Origin of the sequence: Pseudomonas sp. NPDC089407, assembly GCF_044900445.1 — a bacterium.
Taxonomy (GTDB): Bacteria; Pseudomonadota; Gammaproteobacteria; order Pseudomonadales; family Pseudomonadaceae; genus Aquipseudomonas.
In genome coordinates this window covers 56,368-75,645 of the sequence record NZ_JBJDNB010000015.1, presented here as the reverse complement: position 1 = coordinate 75,645, position 19,278 = coordinate 56,368, and the positions used below count along the sequence as shown (strand labels likewise).

Genomic DNA, 19,278 nt, shown 5'->3' with positions numbered 1-19,278 from the left:
TAGACTCGATTCAGGCTCCACGCCGTGCATCTTGTCCAGAAGTATTAATCCCGGAGCACTGTCATGAACCGCACAGCGCAGTTTCGCAGTTTTGCCGAGTTCTACCCGTACTACCTGGGGGAGCACAGCAACCCCGTTTGCCGTCGCCTGCACTTTGTCGGCACCAGCCTGGTGATCGCGCTGCTGGCCTACACCATTGGCAGTGGCAAATGGATGCTGTTGTTGGCCGTGCCGCTGTTCGGCTACGGTTTTGCCTGGGTCGGGCATTTCTTTTTCGAAAAGAACCGGCCGGCGACCTTTAGCTATCCGTTCTATAGCCTTGCCGGCGATTTCGTGATGTTCCGCGATATCCTGCTGGGCAAGCTCAAGCTGTAGGATTCTGGGGCCGCTTTGCGCCCATCGCGACGCAAGGCCGCTCCTACACCGACCGCGTTTTCCCATGCTTGCGCGGCCCCCTGTAGGAGCGGCCTTGCGTCGCGATGGGCTGCAAAGCAGCCCCATGGCCATCAACCCTTACGCCAGTTCCCGCACCGCCGCCGCTGCCTGCGCCTCAGCCAACCGATACAGCTCAATACTGCCATCCCAGTGCTCGATCAACGCCGTACACGACTCCACCCAATCCCCGCAATTGAGGTACTCCACCTCGCCCACCTTGCGGATCTCGGCATGGTGGATATGCCCACACACCACCCCATGAAAACCACGCCGGGTGCACTCGTGGGCAATCGCATCCTCAAAGTCGCTGATGAAGTTCACCGCCCCTTTTACCTTGTGCTTGAGGTACGCCGACAGCGACCAGTAGCCATAGCCATAGCGCGCACGCCAGTGGTTGAGCCAGCGGTTGAGCACCAGGGTAAATTCGTAGGCGCGGTCGCCCAGAAACGCCAACCAGCGGTGATAACGGGTGATCACGTCGAACTGGTCGCCATGGATCACCAGCAACCGGCGACCATCGGCGGTCAGGTGTTCGGCCTCATCCACCAGCTGGATGTTGCCGAGGATCAGCTTGGAGTAGCGGCGCAGGAATTCGTCATGGTTGCCGGTGACGTAGATCACCTCGGTGCCGCGTTTGCTCATGGTCAGCAAGCGGCGGATCACGTTGGTGTGGGCTTGCGGCCAGTAGATGCCGCCGCGCAGCTTCCAGCCATCGATGATGTCACCTACCAGGTAGACACGGTCGGCCTGGTAGCCCTTGAGAAACTGCGACAGGTGTTCAGCCTGGCAGTCGCGGGTGCCCAGGTGCACGTCGGAGATCCACAGGGTGCGCACGCGTTGCTTGCGCGAGGGACGGGACAGTTCGGCATGGGTCATGGGCAGGCTCCGGCGCAGTTAGCTGGAGACTGGCAGGCGTGCATGACAGCGCCGTGGCAAAACGGTGACGAGTGATGGTGTGCAGCGAATCAGGCACAATGGGCCTCTGCCCCGCGAGGACCCTCCATGACCGCCGGCCCGATCCTCTCGCTGCGCCATTACCGCGACAGCCTGATTGCCCATAGCCACGAACACCCGCAATTGGTGTTCGGCCTGCGCGGTCGCCTGGAGTTCGAGGTACAGGGGCAAGGTGCCGGGGTCGGTCGACAAGGCTTGATCGTGGTACCGGCCGGCGCTCACCACACCTGTGCCAGCGACGGCGGCAGCGATTGCCTGGTGCTGGACGTGCCGGGCGAGCATTGGTTGCACGAGCAGCTGGGCGAGCATGCCGACGCCAGCCGCCGTCTGCTGGACCGCCCGGCCGCCCTGGGCCTGGATGAGCGCCAGCAGCAGCTGGTGGACTGGCTGGCAGCCAGCCCCATGGATGACCCGTTGATTGCCCGGCAAGGCGCAGCACTGCTGCTGGCCAGCCTCAACCCTACGGCGGCGGCCAGCGTGCGCGCCAGCCAGCGCTTGCCGTATGCGGCCTTCGATGCGCATATCGAGCAGCAGGCGGCCTACCCGCTGCAAGTGGCTGACCTGGCGCGCATCGCCGGGTTGTCGAGTGCCCGGCTACATGCGCGCTTTACTGCCGAGTGCGCAATGACGCCGATGGACTACATTCGCCAACGGCGCTTGCTCAAGGCGCGGCGGCTGGTGCTGCAGACCCTGCTGCCGATGGGCGAGATTGCCGCGCAGGTGGGGTACAGCTCGCAGAGTGCGTTTTCGGCGGCGATGTTACGGGCGTTTGGTTCTAAGCCTTTGGCGTTGCGGCGCGAGTCTGGCGACAATTGACAGCAGTCTTGCGACAGAACTTGATTGCCTGAGGCTTTACACTTTTCCTGTACCGGCCTCTTCGCGGGTGAACCCGCTCCCACAGGTATTGCACAACCTTCAGGGCAGCGAAACCCTGTGGGAGCGGGTTCACCCGCGAAGAGGCCGGCACAGTGAGCAGAGATCTTGAGCAAGGACCCATCATGAACCACCGCACCGCCCTCGGCGCCCTGCACATTGGCGCGCTGTTCTTTGGCCTCACCGGCGTCTTCGGCAAACTGGCCGCCAGCGCCAGCCCGGCGATCATCGTGTTCGGCCGCGCGGCCTTCGCCGTGCTTGCCCTGGCCCTGTTCGCCAGCGTTGCCGGCCCCGGCTGGCAGCGCCTCAGCGGCCAGGACGCCCGCCGCCTGCTGCTGGGCGGCGTACTGCTGGCCGGCCACTGGGTCAGCTTCTTCATTGCCGTCAAGGTCGGTGGCGTGGCCATTGCTACCCTCGGTTTCGCCAGTTTCCCGGCCTTTACCGTGATTCTCGAAGGCCTGCTGTTCCGCGAGCGCATCCGCCGCAACGAGGCCGTGCTGGTGCTGCTGGTCAGCATCGGCCTGATCCTGGTCACGCCGGCCTTCGACCTGGCCAGCGAAGCGACCGGCGGGCTGCTCTGGGCGCTGCTCTCGGGCCTGCTGTTCTCGCTGCTGTCGCTGACCAACCGCGCCGGCTCCGGCCGCTTGCCGGCAGTACAGGCCGCGTTGTGGCAAAACCTGGTGGTGGGCCTGTGCCTGCTGCCGTTCGCCGCCCCGGGCCTGGCCGGTGTCGCGAGCATGGACTGGCTGTGGATCGCCCTGCTCGGCATCTTCTGCACCGGCGTGGCGCACAGCCTGTTCGTTGCCAGCCTGGCAGTGATCAAGGCGCGTACCGCTGCCGTGGTGTTCGGCATGGAGCCTATCTACGGCATTGCCGTGGCCTGGGTGGTGTTTGCCGAAACCCCCACCGTACGCATGCTGCTGGGCGGCGCGCTGATCATCTTCGCCATCGTGCTCTCCAGCCGCCTGGCTGCCGAGCAGCCGCCCAAGCAACGGCCACTGGCCGAGGGCGCCTGATTCAGCGGTCGTTGTGGCCCAGGTCGCGCTGCGGGTCGATCTGGTCACGTACCCGCTGCTTCAGCACCTTGGCCTCGGGGAAGCCGCCGTCGGCCTTACGCTCCCAGATCTGCACGCCGTTGCAGGTAATGCGGAAGACACCGCCGGTGCCAGGCTCCAGCGCCACTCGGCCAAGGTCGTCGGCAAAGGTACTGAGCAGTTCCTGGGCCAGCCAGGCGGCGCGCAGCAGCCACTGGCACTGGGTGCAATACGTGATGACGATTTCCGGCTTGTTGTCGGCCATGGTGAAACATCTCCTGCTGAGGGGCCGCTTATACTAGCGGTCTTTAGCCCACGGTTTGAGACTCACGATGCGCCGTTTGCTGTTCTGTTTCCTGCTCGCCCTCACCTCGCTTACAGCAAGCGCCGCCGAACCGGCCAGGCCCAAGGTCGGCCTGGTGCTGTCGGGTGGCGCGGCCCGTGGCCTGGCCCACATTGGTGTGCTCAAGGCCCTGGAGGAACAGGGCGTGCGCATCGATGCAATTGCCGGCACCAGCATGGGCGCGGTGATCGGCGGGCTGTATGCGTCGGGCTACAGTGTCGAAGAGCTGGAAAAACTGGCCACCACCCTCGACTGGCAGCAGGCGCTGTCTGACGCCCCACCGCGCAAGGATGTGCCGTTCCGGCGCAAGCAGGATGACCGCGATTTCCTGGTCAAACAGAAGCTCAGCTTTCGCGACGACGGCAGCCTGGGCCTGCCGCTGGGGGTAATCCAGGGCCAGAACCTGTCGCTTCTGCTGGAAAGCAAGCTGGCGCACACCGCCGACACCCGTGACTTCGACAAGCTGCCGATCCCCTTCCGCGCGGTGGCCACCGACATCGCCAGTGGTGAAAAAGTGGTGTTTCGCCGTGGCCACCTGCCGCAGGTAATCCGCGCCAGCATGTCGATCCCGGCGGTGTTCGCCCCGGTCGAACTGGACGGCCGCCTGCTGGTGGACGGCGGCATGGTCGACAACATCCCGGTCGACGTGGCGCGCGAAATGGGCGTGGACCTGGCCATCGTGGTCGACATCGGTACCCCGCTGCGCGACCGCAAGCAATTGCTGACCGTGGTCGATGTGCTCAACCAGTCGATCACCCTGATGACCCGGCGCAACTCGGAAGAACAGCTGGCCAGCCTGCACCGTGACGACATCCTCATCCAGCCGTCGCTGACCGCCTTCGGCGTGACCGATTTCGGCCGTGCCCGGGACATGATCGACGCGGGCTACCGCGCCACCCGCCTGCTCGACCCACGCCTTGCCGCCCTGCGCCAGCCCGAGGGCGACAGCAGCCTGGCCGTGGCCCGCTCGCCACGCCAGCGCACACCGGTGATCACCGCGATCAGGATCGAGAACGACTCCAAGGTCAGCGACGATGTGATCCGCTCCTACATTCGCCAGCCGATCGATGCGCCGCTGGAGCTGGACCGCCTGCAGACCGACATGGGCACGCTGTACGGCCTGGACTACTTCGATCGGGTGCAGTACCGCGTGGTGCACAAGGGTGACGACAACACGCTGGTAATCAATGCCCGTGGCCGCCGTGGTGGCACCGACTACCTGCGCCTGGGCCTGAACCTGTCCGATGACCTGCGCGGCGACAGCGCCTTCAACCTGGGCGCCAGCTACCGGGTCAACGGCATCAACAGCCTGGGCGCAGAATGGCTGACCCGCGGCCAGATCGGCGACCAGCAAGAACTGTACAGCGAGTTCTACCAGCCGCTGGACGTGGGCTCGCGCTACTTCGTCGCGCCCTACCTGGATTTCGGCTCGCAGAACATCGAAGCCACCCTCGACAACGACCCGGTCGCCGAATACCGCCTGGAGCGCTACGGCTTTGGCCTGAACGTGGGCCGGCAGATCGGCACCAGCGGCGAGGTGCGCCTGGGCGTGGGCAAGGCCTGGGGCGAGGCGGAGGTGCGCATTGGCGACCAGGACCTGCCCAAGGTCAGTTTCAACGAAGGCTTCTACGAGTTGAAATACTCGTTCGACACCCTCGACAACGTGTACTTCCCGCACCGCGGCGAGGACATCGGCCTGACCTTGCGCAAGTACGACAAGTCGCTGGACTCCGACCAGGATTACCGGCAGTGGATGTTAAACCTGGACAAGGCCATCAGCAGCGGGCCGAACACCTTCGTGCTGGGCGGGCGCTACGGGCGCACGCTGGATGAGACCGAAGTGGTCACCTCGAGCTTCGTGATGGGCGGGGCGCGGGAGCTGTCAGGCTTCCGCCAGGACTCGGTGTCGGGGCAGAACGTGAGCCTGATGCGGGTGGTCTACTACCGCCGCCTGACGCCACGGGCCTATGTGCCGCTGGACTTCCCGCTGTACATCGGCGGGTCACTGGAGCGCGGGCGGGCGTGGAACAACGACAACGCGTTCGACAGTGGCTACATCGATGCGGCGAGCATCTTCCTGGGGCTGGAGACGCCGTTGGGGCCACTGAACTTTACTTATGGCGCCAACAGTGCGCATGAGCAGGCGGTGTATCTGAACCTGGGGCATACCTTCTAAATTGCCGGGGCTGCTTTGCAGCCCATCGCGACACAAGGCCGCTCCTACAGGTTTACGCGATCCCCTGTAGGAGCGGCCTTGTGTCGCGAAAGGGCCGCAAAGCGGCCCCAATGGCCCTCAGGATTTCTCCAGGTTGGCCAGGATCTTGGCATGCACGCGCATGCACACCTGCAAGTCAGCCTCGTCCACCCCGGTAAACAGCTCGATGCGCAGCTGGTTGGCGATGGTCTCGATCTGCTCGATCAGCGGCTTGGCCGGCGGGCACAGTACAATTTTCTTCGCCCGCCGATCCTCCAGCACCGCTTGCCGACGCACCAGCCCTTGTGCCTCCAGGCTATCGAGCAGGCGCGCCAGGGTCGGGCCTTCAACGCCCACGCTCTGGGCCAGCTCGCGCTGGGTCGGGGCCTCTTCGAAACGGGCCAGGTGCAGCAACACCAGCCAGCGCGCCTGGGACAGGTTGAGCCCGGCCAGGCGGCGGTCCAGCTCGGCACGCCAACCCCGGGACATCTGGGCCAGCTGCATGCCGAAGCGGTGTTGGTTGTCGGTCAGGGGCATAAGCAACTCATTGAGTAGATCTAATTATTAGGCAGCTAACCATGCCCGGCCCCACGAGGCAAGGCTCGGGCACACTTGCGTGTTCGATAATCGTCAAAAAGCATGACAAAGGTCAGCAGATCGCGCATCTGCCTTCGATCCTGCCAAGGGTTACAGCTCAAACTCCGCGGCCAGCGCAGCACGGATGCAATACAACACCCCTTCAGGTACGCGCGCGCCAAACAGCGGGGCAATGGCCGACACAGGCGGCAACTCGCCTTCGCCATCGAGGAAGGCGTCTTGCACCTCCATCATCAGGTCTTCCGGCAGGTCAAGCGCCTGGTCCAGGCTTAGCTCCTGGCGGCCCAATGCCTCGGCCAGCAGGCTGTACACGTTCTTTTCGCTGCAGTTGAGCTGCCCGGCGATCTGCGCCGGGGTCATGCCGGCGCGGGCCAGGCTGACCAGTTCGTGGCGCAGGTCGAGCACCACCTTTGGCGCCTCGTCGGTGCCGCCACCGTTGTTCAGCACTTCGAGGAATGCCTGGCCATAGCGCTCCAGCTTGCGCGCCCCCACGCCGCTGACCTGGGCCATGTCGCTGAGGCTGACCGGCTGGCTGCGTAGCATTTCCAGCAGGGTCGAGTCGGGGAAGATGACATAGGGCGGTACGCTGTGCTCTTCGGCCAGCTTGCGCCGCAAGGTGCGCAGTGCTTCCCACAGCTCGCGTTCTTCGGCACGCACCAGCTGGCTGGCCGGGCTGCCGCCACTGGACGACGCGCTTTTCGCGGTGGTTTGCGGCTTGAGGTCGCGGCGCAACTGCAAGGTGACCTCGCCACGCAACAGGGGCCGACAGCTGTCGGACAGGCGCAGGCCGCCATAGCCTTCAAGGTCGATGTCGACCAGGCCACGGGCCACCAACTGGCGGAACAGCGAACGCCACTCGACCTCGGCCAGGCCTTTGCCCACGCCAAACACCGAAAGCTTCTCGTGGCCGAAGTTGCGCACCTTCTCAGTGTCCTTGCCCAGCAGTACATCGACCAGGTGGCCGACGCCATAGCGCTGACCCGTGCGGAACACCGCCGACAAAGCCTGGCGTGCCGGCTCGGTGGCGTCCCAGGTCTGGATGTTGTCGACACAGTTGTCACAGTGCCCGCAGGGTTGTTCGAGGACTTCGTCGAAGTAGGCCAGCAGCGACTGACGGCGGCAGCGGGTTTCTTCGCACAGGGCCAGCATGGCGTCGAGCTTGTGTTGCTCGATGCGCTTGTGGCGCTCGTCACCTTCGGAGTTCTGCAGCATCTGCTTGAGCATCACCATGTCCTGCAGGCCGTAGGCCATCCAGGCATCGGATGGCAGGCCGTCACGGCCGGCGCGGCCGGTTTCCTGGTAATAGGCCTCAAGCGACTTGGGCAGGTCGAGGTGGGCGACGAAGCGCACGTTGGGTTTGTCGATGCCCATGCCGAAGGCAATGGTCGCGACCATGATCAACCCTTCCTCGTTGAGGAAGCGGTGCTGGTTGGCCGACCGCGTCTCGGCGGCCAGGCCGGCATGGTACGGCAGCGCCGGGAAGCCCTGCTCGCAGAGGAACGCAGCGGTTTCGTCGACTTTCTTGCGTGACAGGCAGTAGACAATGCCGGCGTTGCCACGGCGCTCGCCAAGGAACGCCATCAGCTGCTTGCGCGGCGCCTCCTTGGGCACGATGCGGTAGAAGATGTTGGGCCGGTCGAAGCTCGACAGGAAGCGCTCGGCGCCTTGCAGGTGCAGGCGCTGGACGATCTCTTCGCGGGTACGCATGTCGGCGGTGGCGGTCAGCGCGATGCGCGGCACATGCGGGAACAGCTCGGCGAGCTGGCCCAGTTGCAGGTATTCCGGGCGGAAGTCGTGGCCCCATTGCGACACGCAGTGCGCCTCGTCGATGGCGAACAGCGAGATATCCAGGTCGCGCAGGAAGTCGAGCATGCGCGGTTGCACCAGGCGTTCCGGCGCCAGGTACAGCATCTTCACTTCGCCGCGGCGCAGGCGCCCGGCCAGCTCACGCTGCTGCTCTGCGGTCAGCGTGGAGTTCAGCGCGGCCGCTGCCACGCCCAGCTCGTCAAGGGTGGCGACCTGGTCGTCCATCAGCGCAATCAGTGGCGAAACTACCACGGTCAGGCCCGGGCGCAGCAGCCCCGGCACCTGGAAACACAACGACTTGCCGCCACCGGTGGGCATCAGTACCAGGGCATCGCCACCATTGGCCACGCATTCGATGATCGCTGCCTGGCGCCCTCGGAAACTGTCGTAGCCGAAGATGTCCTTGAGAACGCGCTGAGCCTGTTCGAGCATGTGCAACTCCACAAATCGCCGTACCATCCTGGATACAGGCTGGACGAAAAACCCGCCCCGCACACGCCGAATGCGTAAGCGGTTTTTACCAGGCGGCCGGCAATGCCTGCGCCTGGATGAAAAACCGCGGAGTATACCGCAGCGTTGTACTGCGCAGGGCACCACGGCGATAGACGTTCCCTTTACCCCGGCGCCGCTGCAAGGTGCTAGAATTCGTTATCGTTTATTCTCCAAGGTAGCCCTGTAATGTCCTTCGCCGAGCAACTGACCCGCCTGCAAGCCTTCCTCGACGCCGACGAACTGCACGAAGAGGCGTTGGACTACGTCGCCGCCCACGGCTACCTCACCGCCCTGTCGATCAACGCCGAAGAAGTGCCCGAGCGCGAATGGATCGACGCCCTGTTCGCCGAAGAGCCGCACTACGCCAGCGAAGCCCAGCGCACTGAAATCGAGGCCACCCTGGTGGCGCTCAAGGCGCACATTGCTCGCCAACTGGCCAGCGAAGAAGAATTCGACCTGCCGTGCGACCTCGACCTGACCGAAGAACCGGACGATTCCGACCTGCGCGGCTGGTGCATCGGCTTCATGGAAGGCGTTTTCCTGCGTGAAGAAGCCTGGTTCGACCGCGACGAAGAAGAAGTCAGCGAGATGCTGCTGCCAATCATGGTGGGTTCGGGCCTGTTCGACGAGCAGCCAGAGTTCGCCGACATCGCCAGCAACGCCAACCTGCAGGACGACATGATCGTACAGATCCCCGAAGCGCTGACCGCGCTGTTCCTGCTGCTGCACGCGCCTGACGAGAAACCGGCACTGCTCAAGCCACGCCACCACTGAACCTGCGGTGCGCTACCTGCTGCTGGCCATCGGCTGGCTCAGCGTCGCGCTGGGTGTCTTGGGCATATTCCTGCCGGTATTGCCCACCACCCCCTTCCTGCTTCTGGCGGCAGCCTGCTTTGCCCGCAGCTCGCCGCGTTTTCACCAATGGCTGGTCTATCACCCCAAGCTGGGGCCATGGATCCGCGACTACCTCAGTGGTGAAGGCATCCCCCTCAAGGGCAAGGTCTACGCCATCGGCCTGATGTGGGCCAGCATTGGCCTGTCGTGCTACCTGGTACCGCTGTTCTGGGCGCGTACCTTCATGCTCACCAGTGCCGTGCTGGTCAGCCTGTACATCCTCAAGCAAAAAACCTTGCATGTGCGGAAGTGACAATATTTTGTCGCCAAATATCAATTTAGCCTAACTAAGCCCCTATTTATCTGAAATAGTTCTGGAACCGTACGCGCGCCTTGTAAACCTTGGCTTTCAGGGCACTCGATGCTGTCAGTAGCTATTTGCGTACCCTCGTTAGTTAGACAATAAAAACCTTATATGGCAGTTTGATATGAATAAATCTTCTTATCAATCGCAATGAATGTACTTAGCTGTGGGGTTAAAAACCTGCAACACTATACGCGATAAATTATCGTCATTTTTTTGGCGAACAGCAGGATCAATTCCAGGATCAGGGAGATGTACCATGCGCGTTTTGAACCCCATCACCAGTGCATTACTGTTGGCCCTGGCGAGTGCCAACGTACAGGCGATGTCGATCACCGAGGCCGTCCAAAGCGCCGTGGACTACCACCCGCAGGTCAGCTCCAACCGTAACAGCAAGCTCTCGGCTGATGAAGACGTCAAGTTCGCGCGTGGTGGCTACTACCCTTCCGTAGACTTGGTCGCCGGCTATGGCCGTCAGCGCTCGGACAATAGCACCACCCGAGCCGAGGGTAACCACAACAAGGAAACCCTGAACTACACCCAGTCCGAGCTGCGCCTGCGGCAGATGATCTTCGACGGCTTCAACACCTCGAATGAAGTGGGCCGCACCGAGGCTGTCTCCACCTCTCGCGCCTACTACACCCAGGCAGTTGCCCAGGATGTCGCCCTGCGTGCGGTCGAGGTGTACCTGGAAGTGCTCAAGCGCCGTGAGCTGGTGACCCTGGCCAAGAACAACCTGCAAGCCCACCTGCGGGTCAATGACCAGATCGGCCTACGCAACGAGCGTGGCGTCGGCAGCACCGCTGACCTTGACCAGTCCCGCGCCCGTCGCGCCCTGGCAGAAAACAACCTGGACACCGCCGAAGTCGACCTGGCCGATGCCGAGGCCAACTTCTTCAGCGTAGTCGGACGCGTGCCAGACGAGCTGGAGAGCCCGCAGTCGATCAAAGTGGAGATGCCGGTCAATCTGGAAGAAGCGCGCGAAGGCATGCGCCAGAACAACCCCTATATCAAGTCGGCACAAGCGGATGTGAATGCCGCCGAGAAGCAATACGAAATCGGCAAATCGACCTTCTATCCCCGCTTCGACGCCATCCTTGCCACCGGTGCCAATAACAACACGGGTGGCGAGAAGGGTCATAACAATAATGACTGGCAAGCCGGCGTGGAGATGAACTACAACCTGTTCCGCGGCGGCAGTGACAAGGCTCGCCTGAACTCCGACGCGCACAAGATCAACCAGGCCCTGGACATCCGCAACAACGCCCTGCGTGAGTTGACCGAGAACCTGAGCCTGGCGTGGAACGCCATGAACAACGCCAGCAAGCAGCTGCCGACCGCGCGTGAATACGCCGAGACCACCAAGCGCGTGCGCGCGGCCTACCAGGACCAGTTCGGCCTGGGCCAACGTACCCTGCTGGACGTGCTGGACAGTGAGAACGAGCTGTACAACGCCGACCGCCGCTACACCGAAGTGCGTTACACCGAAGAGTTCTCGCGCTATCGCGTACTGGCAACCATGGGCGAGCTGCTGACCAAGCAGCGTATTTCGCTGCCGCCAGAGGCGCTGGCGACTACCGAGGTACGTACCGAGGCGCGTCTGCCCGAGATGCGTTGATCGCGGTTGAGATAGCCGGGGCCGCTTTGCGGCCCATCGCGACACAAGGCCGCTCCTACAGGAGATCGCGTATGCCAATGGCTGGTGCGATCATCTGTAGGAGCGGCCTTGTGTCGCGATGGGCTGCGAAGCAGCCCCCTGCCCTCACTCGGTGCCATGGTTACGCTGGAACGTCTCCTCGCCCATGGCCCTGATCTGCCCTTCGATCAACGCTTCGAACGGTGCCAGCAGCGCATCGAAGCAGGCTGGCTGTTCCAGCGCATTCAGCGCCCCCACCACAGCTTCGATGGTCGACAACGCCCCCGCCTCCGGCGCCTTGCGCAAGCGATAGCGCGAAGCAGCCACCTGCCCCAAAGTCACCCTCGGCAACGCCTCTAGCAGCGGATTAAGGTAAAGCAGCTTGCGCGCCTTGCGCCAGGTGCCGTCGGGCACGATCAGCAGCAACGGTTTGCCGTCTGTTTCGCCATAGGCCGTCAGCACGTGAGCGTCGTCGCCCGGGAACAACAGCACGACCCGGTAATCGGGCGTGGCCAGCAGTTGCTCCAGGCCATCGAATACCTCACCGATCCGCAGCTCGGCGTTGTTCAGGCCAAGGGCAGCCAGGCGTGCGGTGTTCAGCGCGTGGGCGGTTTCGCTGGGATGCTGCAGCAGGATCACGCGGGTGCGGCTGTCGAGCGCGGGAATCAAAGGGCAGAGGCAATGGTCGAGCGGGCGCAGGCAGCGTTCGCAGCGGGGTCTGGGCATGGGGGTCTCCTTGGCGGGGACAATTTTGCCACAGATCATGGGCCCGCTTTGCGGGCCATTCGCCGGCAAGCCAGCTCCCACAGGTACTGCACAAGGCTCAGGCCTGCGGTGATCCTGTGGGAGCTGGCTTGCCTGCGAATGGGCCGCAAGGCGGCCCCAGCGCCTTCAGCGGTTGAACCGCTCCGCCAGGCTATGCAGGTACTCCGCCATGCGCTCCAGGTCCTGGCTGATCTCAGCACCCTGCCGCGCTTGCCCGGCACTCTGGTCGCACAGCTGGGCAATCCTCACGATCTGCTGGTTGATGTCCTCGGCCACGTGGCTTTGCTGCTCCGATGCCGTCGCCATCTGCTGGCTCATGCCGGTAATCCGACTGACCGCCTGGGCAATCCCGGTCAACGCCGCCTGCACCGCCTCGACACTGTGCACACTGTCCCGCGAGATCTGTTCGCCACGGTTGGCCGTACTGACTGCGCGCTCCGCCCCGGCGCGCAACGAGGCGATGATCTGGTGTATCTCCTGGGTCGACGTACGGGTGCGTTGGGCCAGCGAGCGCACCTCATCGGCCACCACGGCAAACCCGCGCCCCTGCTCGCCCGCCCGCGCCGCTTCAATGGCGGCATTGAGCGCCAGCAGGTTGGTCTGCTCGGCAATCGAGGTAATCACATCGACCACGCTGCCTATCGACTGGGTCTGCTCGGCCAAAGCATTCACCGCCTGGCCAATGTCATTGACCGCATCGCTCATGCTGCCCATGGCTTTCAGGCTCTGCAGCGCCAGCTCACTACCGTGCTGCGCCAGCTGGTCGGCATCACCCGCCGCATGCGCCGTGCTCTGCACGTTGTGGGTGACCTCCTGGATGGTGGCCGCCATCTGCGCAATGGCGGTGGCAGACTGGTCGGTCTCGCTGCGCTGGCGGTCGAGCATCTGCGCCTGGGCATCGGACAGGTCGGAGGATTGCGCAGCCCGCGATTTCACCCCGACCCCGGCGTCCACCAGGCGCGTCAACGCCGTTTGCAGGCGGGCTTCCTCACTGAGGATGGCGAGGTCCAGTTGGCCCTGCAGGCCTGGATTGTCGCTGTAGGTCAACGCCACCAAGGGGCTGGTGAAGGCCTTGGGGTGCTCGGCCAGCGTGCGGCGAATGGTCTGGTTCTGCCCGTGCTCGACCAGGTACCAGGCCAGCAGCAGGCTGGCCATCAGCACGCCGAGCGCGGCATACGGTGGCAGCCACAAGTAGCCTGCCGCCGACACCAGGCCCGCACCGATCAATGGCCAGCCATGGCCCAGGCCATGTCCCAGGCGGGCCACCCACGACACCGGCGTGCGGCCATCGCGCAAGCGGCCGTACAAGGCCTCGGCGCGGCGAATCTGCTCGCGCGTGGGCACCGAGCGTACCGACTCGTAGCCACTGATGCGGCCCTGCTCATAGATCGCCGTAACGTAGGCGCTGACCCAGTAGTAATCACCGTTCTTCGCCCGGTTCTTGACCACCCCCATCCACGGTTTGCCCTGCTTGATGGTTTCCCACATGTGGCCGAATACCGCGGGCGGCATGTCCGGGTGACGCACCAGGTTGTGCGGTTGCCCCACCAACTCGTCGTAGGTGAACCCGCTGATCGCCACAAAGGCATCGTTGCAGTAGGTGATGCGGCTATTGAGATCGGTAGTGGAAATTAGCCGTTGTTCGCTGGAAAAGGTTCTTTCGTGCTCAGTGACGGGCAAATTCATGCGCATCTTGGGCGATCCTTGCAGGATGAAATAAGGGGAAATCATCAGCGCAAGTTGATATGTAGCAGAGCGCTATCAGGTTAGCGGTCAGCTTTTGCCGGAATTTAACGTCGCCCGACGGAATGCATGAATGTGACGCAGCTCAACCCACGTTGAGCTGGCTTTTGAGCAGATCGCGGAAGGTCTGGATCAACGGTTCGCGGCTACGCCCGCGGCGAATGATCAACGAGAACGGCGCCTGGTAACCGAAGGTCGACGGCGACAGCACACGCAAGTCGCCCTTGTCGACCCAGGCCTGTGCGTAGTGTTCGGGCAGATAGCCGATGTACGCACCCGAGAGAATCAGGATCAGCTGCGCCTCCATGCTCTCTACCGTTGCAGCGCTGTGCTTGAAGCCATGCCGGGCCAGTTCGGCCTGGCTCCAGTAGCCACGCCCGACCATGCGCTGCTGGGTTACCACCTGCTCGGGAATTCGCCGATCGTTGTACAGCGGGTGCCGGCTGCTGCAGTACAGCCAGTGCTGTTCGCGGTACAACGGTTGGTACAGCAGGCCGCTCATGCGCGAGGAAAACGCACCGATGGCCAGGTCCAGGCGGTTGTCCTGCACACCCAGTTGCAGCTCGTACGGGCTGGACACCGACAGGTGCAGGTGCACTGCCGGGTGCTCCTGGCTGTAGGCACCGATGGCTTCGGCCAGCGGCAGCGCGCGGTCGCCAACCGTGGAATCGATCACCCCCAGGTTGAGGGTGCCGCGCAGCTCGCCCTTGAGGGCCGCGGCATACTGCTCGAAACCGTCCAGTTCGGCCAGCAGGCGCAGGGTTTCCTGGTGGAACAGCTCGCCCTTGCTGGTCAGGCTGAAACCGCCCCGGCCCCGGTGGCACAGCACGATACCCAAGGCACCCTCCAGCTGGCTCATGTAGGTACTGATGGCCGAGGTCGACAGGTTCAGCTCGCGCTGGGCGTTGGCAAAGCCCTGGTGGCGGACCACGCTGATGAAGATGCGCAGCAGTTTCAGGTCGGGCAATGTCGAGGCCATGGTGCAACGGTTCCACTGGTGTATTTGCGCGCAGTCTAACCGTTGCGCCAGGCTTTAGTTCAGAAATTCCTGAACTAAGTATTTGTCGGTAGCGATTCTTCCCGGGCACTACCTTGCGCAGACTGGCCGAAATGTCCCTGCCCGCCGGCACAAACACAGTTGAAAGGCGCGCGGCGGCACAGGTTCGAACAAACAGAACAATCGACCGACTGATGAGGCCCACCGTGGACAAGACTCTCCACCAACCACTGGGCGGCAACGAAATGCCGCGTTTCGGCGGCATCGCCACCATGCTCCGTCTGCCCCACCTGCAAAGCGCCGAAGGCCTGGATGCTGCCTTCATCGGCGTGCCACTGGACATCGGCACCTCGCTGCGCTCCGGCACCCGCTTCGGCCCACGGCAGATCCGCGCCGAATCGGTAATGATCCGCCCGTACAACATGGCCACCGGGGCTGCACCGTTCGACTCGCTGTCGGTTGCCGACATCGGTGATGTGGCGATCAATACCTTCAACCTGCTGGACGCCGTGCGCATCATCGAAGAAGCGTATGACGAAATCGTCGAGCACAATGTCATCCCCATGACCCTGGGTGGCGACCACACCATCACCCTGCCGATCCTGCGTGCGCTGCACAAGAAGCACGGCAAGATCGGCCTGGTGCACATCGACGCCCACGCCGACGTCAACGACCACATGTTCGGCGAGAAGATCGCCCACGGCACCACCTTCCGCCGCGCGGTGGAAGAAGGCCTGCTCGACTGCGACCGCGTGGTGCAGATTGGCCTGCGCGCCCAGGGCTACACCGCCGACGACTTCAACTGGAGCCGTCGCCAGGGCTTCCGCGTGGTTCAGGCCGAAGAGTGCTGGCACAAGTCGCTGGAACCGTTGATGGCCGAAGTCCGGGAAAAGGTCGGTGGCGGCCCGGTTTACCTGTCGTTCGACATCGACGGCATCGACCCGGCCTGGGCGCCAGGCACCGGTACCCCGGAAATTGGCGGCTTGACCACCATCCAGGCAATGGAGATCATCCGCGGCTGCCACGGCCTGGACCTGATCGGCTGTGACCTTGTCGAAGTCTCCCCGCCTTACGACACCACCGGCAACACCTCGCTGCTCGGTGCCAACCTGCTGTTCGAGATGCTTTGCGTGCTGCCGGGTGTAGTGCGCCGCTAAACGGCATTTGGTGCATTCGGTTGTAGGAGCGGCCTTGTGTCGCGATCGGGCTGCGCAGCAGCCCCCGGACTTATGCTTTGACGCGTGAATCGCCGGGGCCGCTTTGCGGCCCGATCGCGACACAAGGCCGCGCCTACAAACAGCGCCCGCAGTATCTGTAGTACCCCGGCAGGAGCCATATGGGAGGGCCACTGAGGCCCGCCAACACAAGACAAGACCGCCGGGCGCCGTGTAAACGCCCGCGTGGTCGATCTCGCCATAATAAAGATAATCGGGAGACCCCCAATGGCCTTGGACATCATTGTTGTAATGATCTACACCGCCGGCATGCTCGGGCTTGGCTGGTATGGCATGCGACGCGCGAAAACCCATGAAGATTACCTGGTAGCCGGGCGCAACCTCGGCCCGGTGCTATACATGGGCACCATGGCCACCACCGTACTCGGTGGCGCTTCCACCGTCGGTACCGTGCGCCTGGGCTACGTCCACGGCATCTCCGGCTTCTGGCTGTGCGCAGCCCTGGGCCTGGGCATCATCGCCATCAACCTGTTCCTGGCCAAGCCGCTGCTGCGCCTGCGCATCTTCACCGTGACCCAGGTGCTGGAGCAGCGTTACAACCCCACTGCACGCCAGGCCAGCGCCGTGATCATGCTGGCGTACGCGCTAATGATCGGCGTGACCTCGACCCTGGCCATGGCCACCGTCCTGCAGGTGCTGCTGGACCTGCCGTTCTGGGCATCGCTGCTACTCGGTGGCGGCGTGGTAGTGCTGTACTCGACCATTGGCGGCATGTGGTCGCTGACCCTGACCGACATCGTCCAGTTCGTGATCAAGACCGTCGGCCTGATGTTCATCCTGCTGCCGGTGTGCCTGTACAAGGCCGGTGGTTGGGACACCCTGGTGGCCAAGTTGCCAGCGGCCAGCTTCCAGCTGACCACCATTGGCTGGGACACTATCATCACCTACTTCCTGATCTACTTCTTCGGCATCCTGATTGGCCAGGACATCTGGCAGCGGGTGTTCACCGCCCGTGACGAAAAGGTCTGCCAGCGTGCCGGTACGGTTGCGGGTGTGTATTGCGTGGTGTACGGCCTGGCTTGCGCGGCAATCGGCATGGCGGCACATGTGCTGATGCCAGACCTTGCCAACCCGAATAATGCCTTCGCCGAGATGATCAAGAGCACCCTGCCCGATGGCATCCGTGGCTTGCTGATGGCGGCTGCCCTGGCGGCGATGATGTCCACCGCCAGCGCTGGCCTGCTGGCGGCCTCGACCACCATCACCGAAGACCTGCTGCCCAAGTTGCGTGGCGGCAAGCAGTCGAGCCTGGGTACCAGCCGCCTGTTCACTTTGCTGACCGGCCTGGTAGTACTGGGTATCGCACTGCTGGTCAACGACGTGATCAATGCCCTGACCCTGGCCTACAACCTGTTGGTCGGTGGCATGCTGATCCCGCTGATTGGCGCCATCTTCTGGAAGCGTGCGACCACCGCCGGGGCCATTGCCAGCATGTCGCTGGGCTTTGCCACCGCGCTGCTGTTCATGTTCAAGGACGGGCTGGAAGCCAATACGCCAATCTACTACAGCCTGGCGGTTGGTTTGGTGAGCTTTGTGGTGGTGAGCCTGGTGTCGCGTAAATCGGTGGTGGCGGTGAAGCTGGCCTGATAGATCGTGGTTGCTTGTGCTGGCCTCTTCGCGGGTAAACCCGCTCCTACAACGGAACACATGCCGTTGTAGGAGCGGGTTCACCCGCGAAGAGGCCCGCACAGGCAACACATAATAGGCAGACACAAAAAGGCCGCAGCCCCCACCCAGGTGCTGCGGCCTTCGTTTTGCTCTTCAGTAGGATTAGCGACGACGCGGTTGGCGCTTGCGCTGCTCTTCATCAGTCGGGATCGGCACCGGCTGCAAGGGTGGTGGAATCAGCCCCAAGGCGACCGCCAGGTCGTGGAGCCAGTTGGACAGTGGTTTATTCATAATGCCCCCTTGACGGGTCAGCCTCACGGCAAATCAATCCTGCGATGTTTCATACAGATCATAGCCTGATGTCCTGTATTACGCATGCCTCTGCTCTTACAGATATGGGCCATTTTGACCCGGATCAAGCCGTGGCGGCGCATTCCGACGACTGGTCAATCGTTTCGCTTTGTTGCAAGTCGATCCAGGCCTGCAAATTTGCCCCGCGCATCCCTTGGCGCCACATCAGCCAGGTAACTGCCTGATCGAACGGCGCCTGCAGCGGATGCACCCTTACCCGGTCGCGCCCGGGCAGGCTGTCGAGCATCGACTGGGCCATCATCGCCACCCCTGCGCCGGCAATCACACAGACCAACATGCTCTGGTACGACTCGATCTCCATCACCCGGCCCATAGGCGTATGTGCATGGGCATACCAGGCCTCCAGGCGCATGCGGTACGAGCAGCCCTGGCGGAAGGTGAACACCGCCTTGCCGACCACGTCCTTCGCGCTGTGCACCGTCGGGTGTTCAGGGCTGGTGATCAGCACCAGTTGCTCATCGCACAGTGGCACGCCATCCAGCCCGGCAAGGTTCAGCGGGCCGTCCACCAGTGCGGCATCCAGGCTGTGGTTGAGCAGGCCTTCGAGCAATTCGCCACTCGGCGCGGCGCGCACCTGCAGGTTCACAGCAGGGTAAGCCTGGTGATAACGCGCCAGCAGCGCCGGCAAATGGGTCGCGGCGGTGCTGTACATGGTCCCCAGCACGAAATCCCCGGCGGGCTGGCCGCCACGCACCGCGGCCAGTGCCTCGTCGCGCAGGTTCGACATACGGTTGGCGTAGTCCAGCAGCACCTTGCCTGCCGGTGACAGTTGCAAGCGCTGGCGTTCACGCAGGAACAGCTCGACGCCCAATTGCTCTTCGAGCTGACGCAAGCGCGTCGACAGGTTCGACGGCACCCGGTGCAGGCGCTCGGCGGCACGGGTAATCGAGCCTTCCTCGGCGACCGCCTGGAAGATACGCAGCTGGCTGAATTCCACGACATTCTCCAAAACAGAACAACTTGATCATCATTATTCAATTTTATTGAAAATGAAAC

18 protein-coding genes are annotated in these 19,278 nt (G+C 63.3%); 9 read left to right on the top strand and 9 right to left on the bottom strand.

Annotation, left to right across the window (positions count from 1 at the left end):
• Positions 1-63 precede the first annotated feature (63 nt).
• Positions 64-375: an Mpo1-like protein gene (locus ACI2KG_RS13780; RefSeq protein ID WP_404662281.1), complete on the top strand. Its 312-nt coding sequence runs from the start codon at positions 64-66 to the stop codon at positions 373-375.
• A 138-nt stretch (positions 376-513) separates the two neighbouring features.
• Here ACI2KG_RS13780 and ACI2KG_RS13775 read toward each other — a convergent pair whose 3' ends face one another.
• Positions 514-1,311 carry a UDP-2,3-diacylglucosamine diphosphatase gene (locus tag ACI2KG_RS13775; protein WP_404662280.1) on the bottom strand — a complete coding sequence of 266 codons (798 nt, stop codon included), beginning with the start codon at positions 1,309-1,311 and terminating at the stop codon, positions 514-516.
• Between the two features lie 126 nt (positions 1,312-1,437).
• On the opposite strand from ACI2KG_RS13775, the gene ACI2KG_RS13770 reads away from it, so the two are divergent.
• Both ACI2KG_RS13770 and ACI2KG_RS13765 read left to right on the top strand, forming a co-directional pair.
• Positions 1,438-2,205, top strand: coding sequence for an AraC family transcriptional regulator (locus ACI2KG_RS13770; RefSeq protein ID WP_404662279.1), 768 nt, complete (start codon positions 1,438-1,440; stop codon positions 2,203-2,205).
• A gap of 182 nt (positions 2,206-2,387) precedes the next feature.
• On the top strand, positions 2,388-3,278 hold the full coding sequence (locus ACI2KG_RS13765; protein ID WP_404662278.1) for a DMT family transporter: 891 nt from the start codon (positions 2,388-2,390) through the stop codon (positions 3,276-3,278).
• 1 nt (position 3,279) lies between these two features.
• Here the strand turns inward: ACI2KG_RS13765 and ACI2KG_RS13760 are convergent, their stop codons facing one another.
• Positions 3,280-3,561, bottom strand: coding sequence for a SelT/SelW/SelH family protein (locus tag ACI2KG_RS13760; RefSeq protein ID WP_338744833.1), 282 nt, complete (start codon positions 3,559-3,561; stop codon positions 3,280-3,282).
• Positions 3,562-3,628: 67 nt separating this feature from the next.
• Here ACI2KG_RS13760 and ACI2KG_RS13755 point away from each other — a divergent pair, with 67 nt between their 5' ends.
• On the top strand, positions 3,629-5,815 hold the full coding sequence (locus ACI2KG_RS13755; protein ID WP_404662277.1) for a patatin-like phospholipase family protein: 2,187 nt from the start codon (positions 3,629-3,631) through the stop codon (positions 5,813-5,815).
• A 117-nt stretch (positions 5,816-5,932) separates the two neighbouring features.
• On the opposite strand, the gene ACI2KG_RS13750 is transcribed toward ACI2KG_RS13755, so the two are convergent.
• Together ACI2KG_RS13750 and recQ are read right to left on the bottom strand one after the other, a co-directional pair.
• The gene (locus tag ACI2KG_RS13750) at positions 5,933-6,370 is read right to left on the bottom strand and encodes a MarR family transcriptional regulator (protein WP_201206157.1); all 438 of its coding nucleotides are present in this window, start codon (positions 6,368-6,370) and stop codon (positions 5,933-5,935) included.
• A 150-nt stretch (positions 6,371-6,520) separates the two neighbouring features.
• Positions 6,521-8,668, bottom strand: a complete 2,148-nt coding sequence (gene recQ / locus ACI2KG_RS13745; RefSeq protein ID WP_404662276.1) for a DNA helicase RecQ — start codon at positions 8,666-8,668, stop codon at positions 6,521-6,523.
• 246 nt (positions 8,669-8,914) lie between these two features.
• Here recQ and ACI2KG_RS13740 point away from each other — a divergent pair, with 246 nt between their 5' ends.
• The 3 genes from ACI2KG_RS13740 (at position 8,915) to ACI2KG_RS13730 (ending at position 11,544) form a co-directional block, all read left to right on the top strand.
• The gene (locus tag ACI2KG_RS13740) at positions 8,915-9,502 is read left to right on the top strand and encodes a YecA family protein (RefSeq protein ID WP_400613636.1); all 588 of its coding nucleotides are present in this window, start codon (positions 8,915-8,917) and stop codon (positions 9,500-9,502) included.
• A gap of 7 nt (positions 9,503-9,509) precedes the next feature.
• Complete coding sequence (locus ACI2KG_RS13735; protein WP_404662275.1) at positions 9,510-9,875, top strand: YbaN family protein; 366 nt, start codon at positions 9,510-9,512, stop codon at positions 9,873-9,875.
• A 310-nt stretch (positions 9,876-10,185) separates the two neighbouring features.
• Positions 10,186-11,544: a TolC family outer membrane protein gene (locus tag ACI2KG_RS13730; protein WP_400613631.1), complete on the top strand. Its 1,359-nt coding sequence runs from the start codon at positions 10,186-10,188 to the stop codon at positions 11,542-11,544.
• 144 nt (positions 11,545-11,688) lie between these two features.
• On the opposite strand, the gene ACI2KG_RS13725 is transcribed toward ACI2KG_RS13730, so the two are convergent.
• The 3 genes from ACI2KG_RS13725 to ACI2KG_RS13715 form a co-directional block, all read right to left on the bottom strand.
• Positions 11,689-12,288 carry a tRNA-uridine aminocarboxypropyltransferase gene (locus tag ACI2KG_RS13725; RefSeq protein ID WP_404662274.1) on the bottom strand — a complete coding sequence of 200 codons (600 nt, stop codon included), beginning with the start codon at positions 12,286-12,288 and terminating at the stop codon, positions 11,689-11,691.
• A 165-nt stretch (positions 12,289-12,453) separates the two neighbouring features.
• Positions 12,454-14,019, bottom strand: coding sequence for a methyl-accepting chemotaxis protein (locus ACI2KG_RS13720; protein WP_404662273.1), 1,566 nt, complete (start codon positions 14,017-14,019; stop codon positions 12,454-12,456).
• Between the two features lie 136 nt (positions 14,020-14,155).
• Entirely contained in the window at positions 14,156-15,049 is an 894-nt protein-coding gene (locus tag ACI2KG_RS13715) for a LysR family transcriptional regulator (protein WP_201206170.1), read from the bottom strand.
• A gap of 224 nt (positions 15,050-15,273) precedes the next feature.
• On the opposite strand from ACI2KG_RS13715, the gene speB reads away from it, so the two are divergent.
• Together speB and ACI2KG_RS13705 are read left to right on the top strand one after the other, a co-directional pair.
• Positions 15,274-16,224: an agmatinase gene (gene speB, locus ACI2KG_RS13710; protein WP_003254586.1), complete on the top strand. Its 951-nt coding sequence runs from the start codon at positions 15,274-15,276 to the stop codon at positions 16,222-16,224.
• Positions 16,225-16,509: 285 nt separating this feature from the next.
• The gene (locus ACI2KG_RS13705) at positions 16,510-17,889 is read left to right on the top strand and encodes a sodium:solute symporter (protein ID WP_400613624.1); all 1,380 of its coding nucleotides are present in this window, start codon (positions 16,510-16,512) and stop codon (positions 17,887-17,889) included.
• A 183-nt stretch (positions 17,890-18,072) separates the two neighbouring features.
• Here the strand turns inward: ACI2KG_RS13705 and ACI2KG_RS13700 are convergent, their stop codons facing one another.
• Positions 18,073-18,201: a PA1414 family protein gene (locus tag ACI2KG_RS13700; protein WP_009683677.1), complete on the bottom strand. Its 129-nt coding sequence runs from the start codon at positions 18,199-18,201 to the stop codon at positions 18,073-18,075.
• Positions 18,202-18,325: 124 nt separating this feature from the next.
• Positions 18,326-19,219 carry a LysR substrate-binding domain-containing protein gene (locus ACI2KG_RS13695; RefSeq protein WP_404662272.1) on the bottom strand — a complete coding sequence of 298 codons (894 nt, stop codon included), beginning with the start codon at positions 19,217-19,219 and terminating at the stop codon, positions 18,326-18,328.
• Between the last annotated feature and the right edge of the window lie 59 nt (positions 19,220-19,278).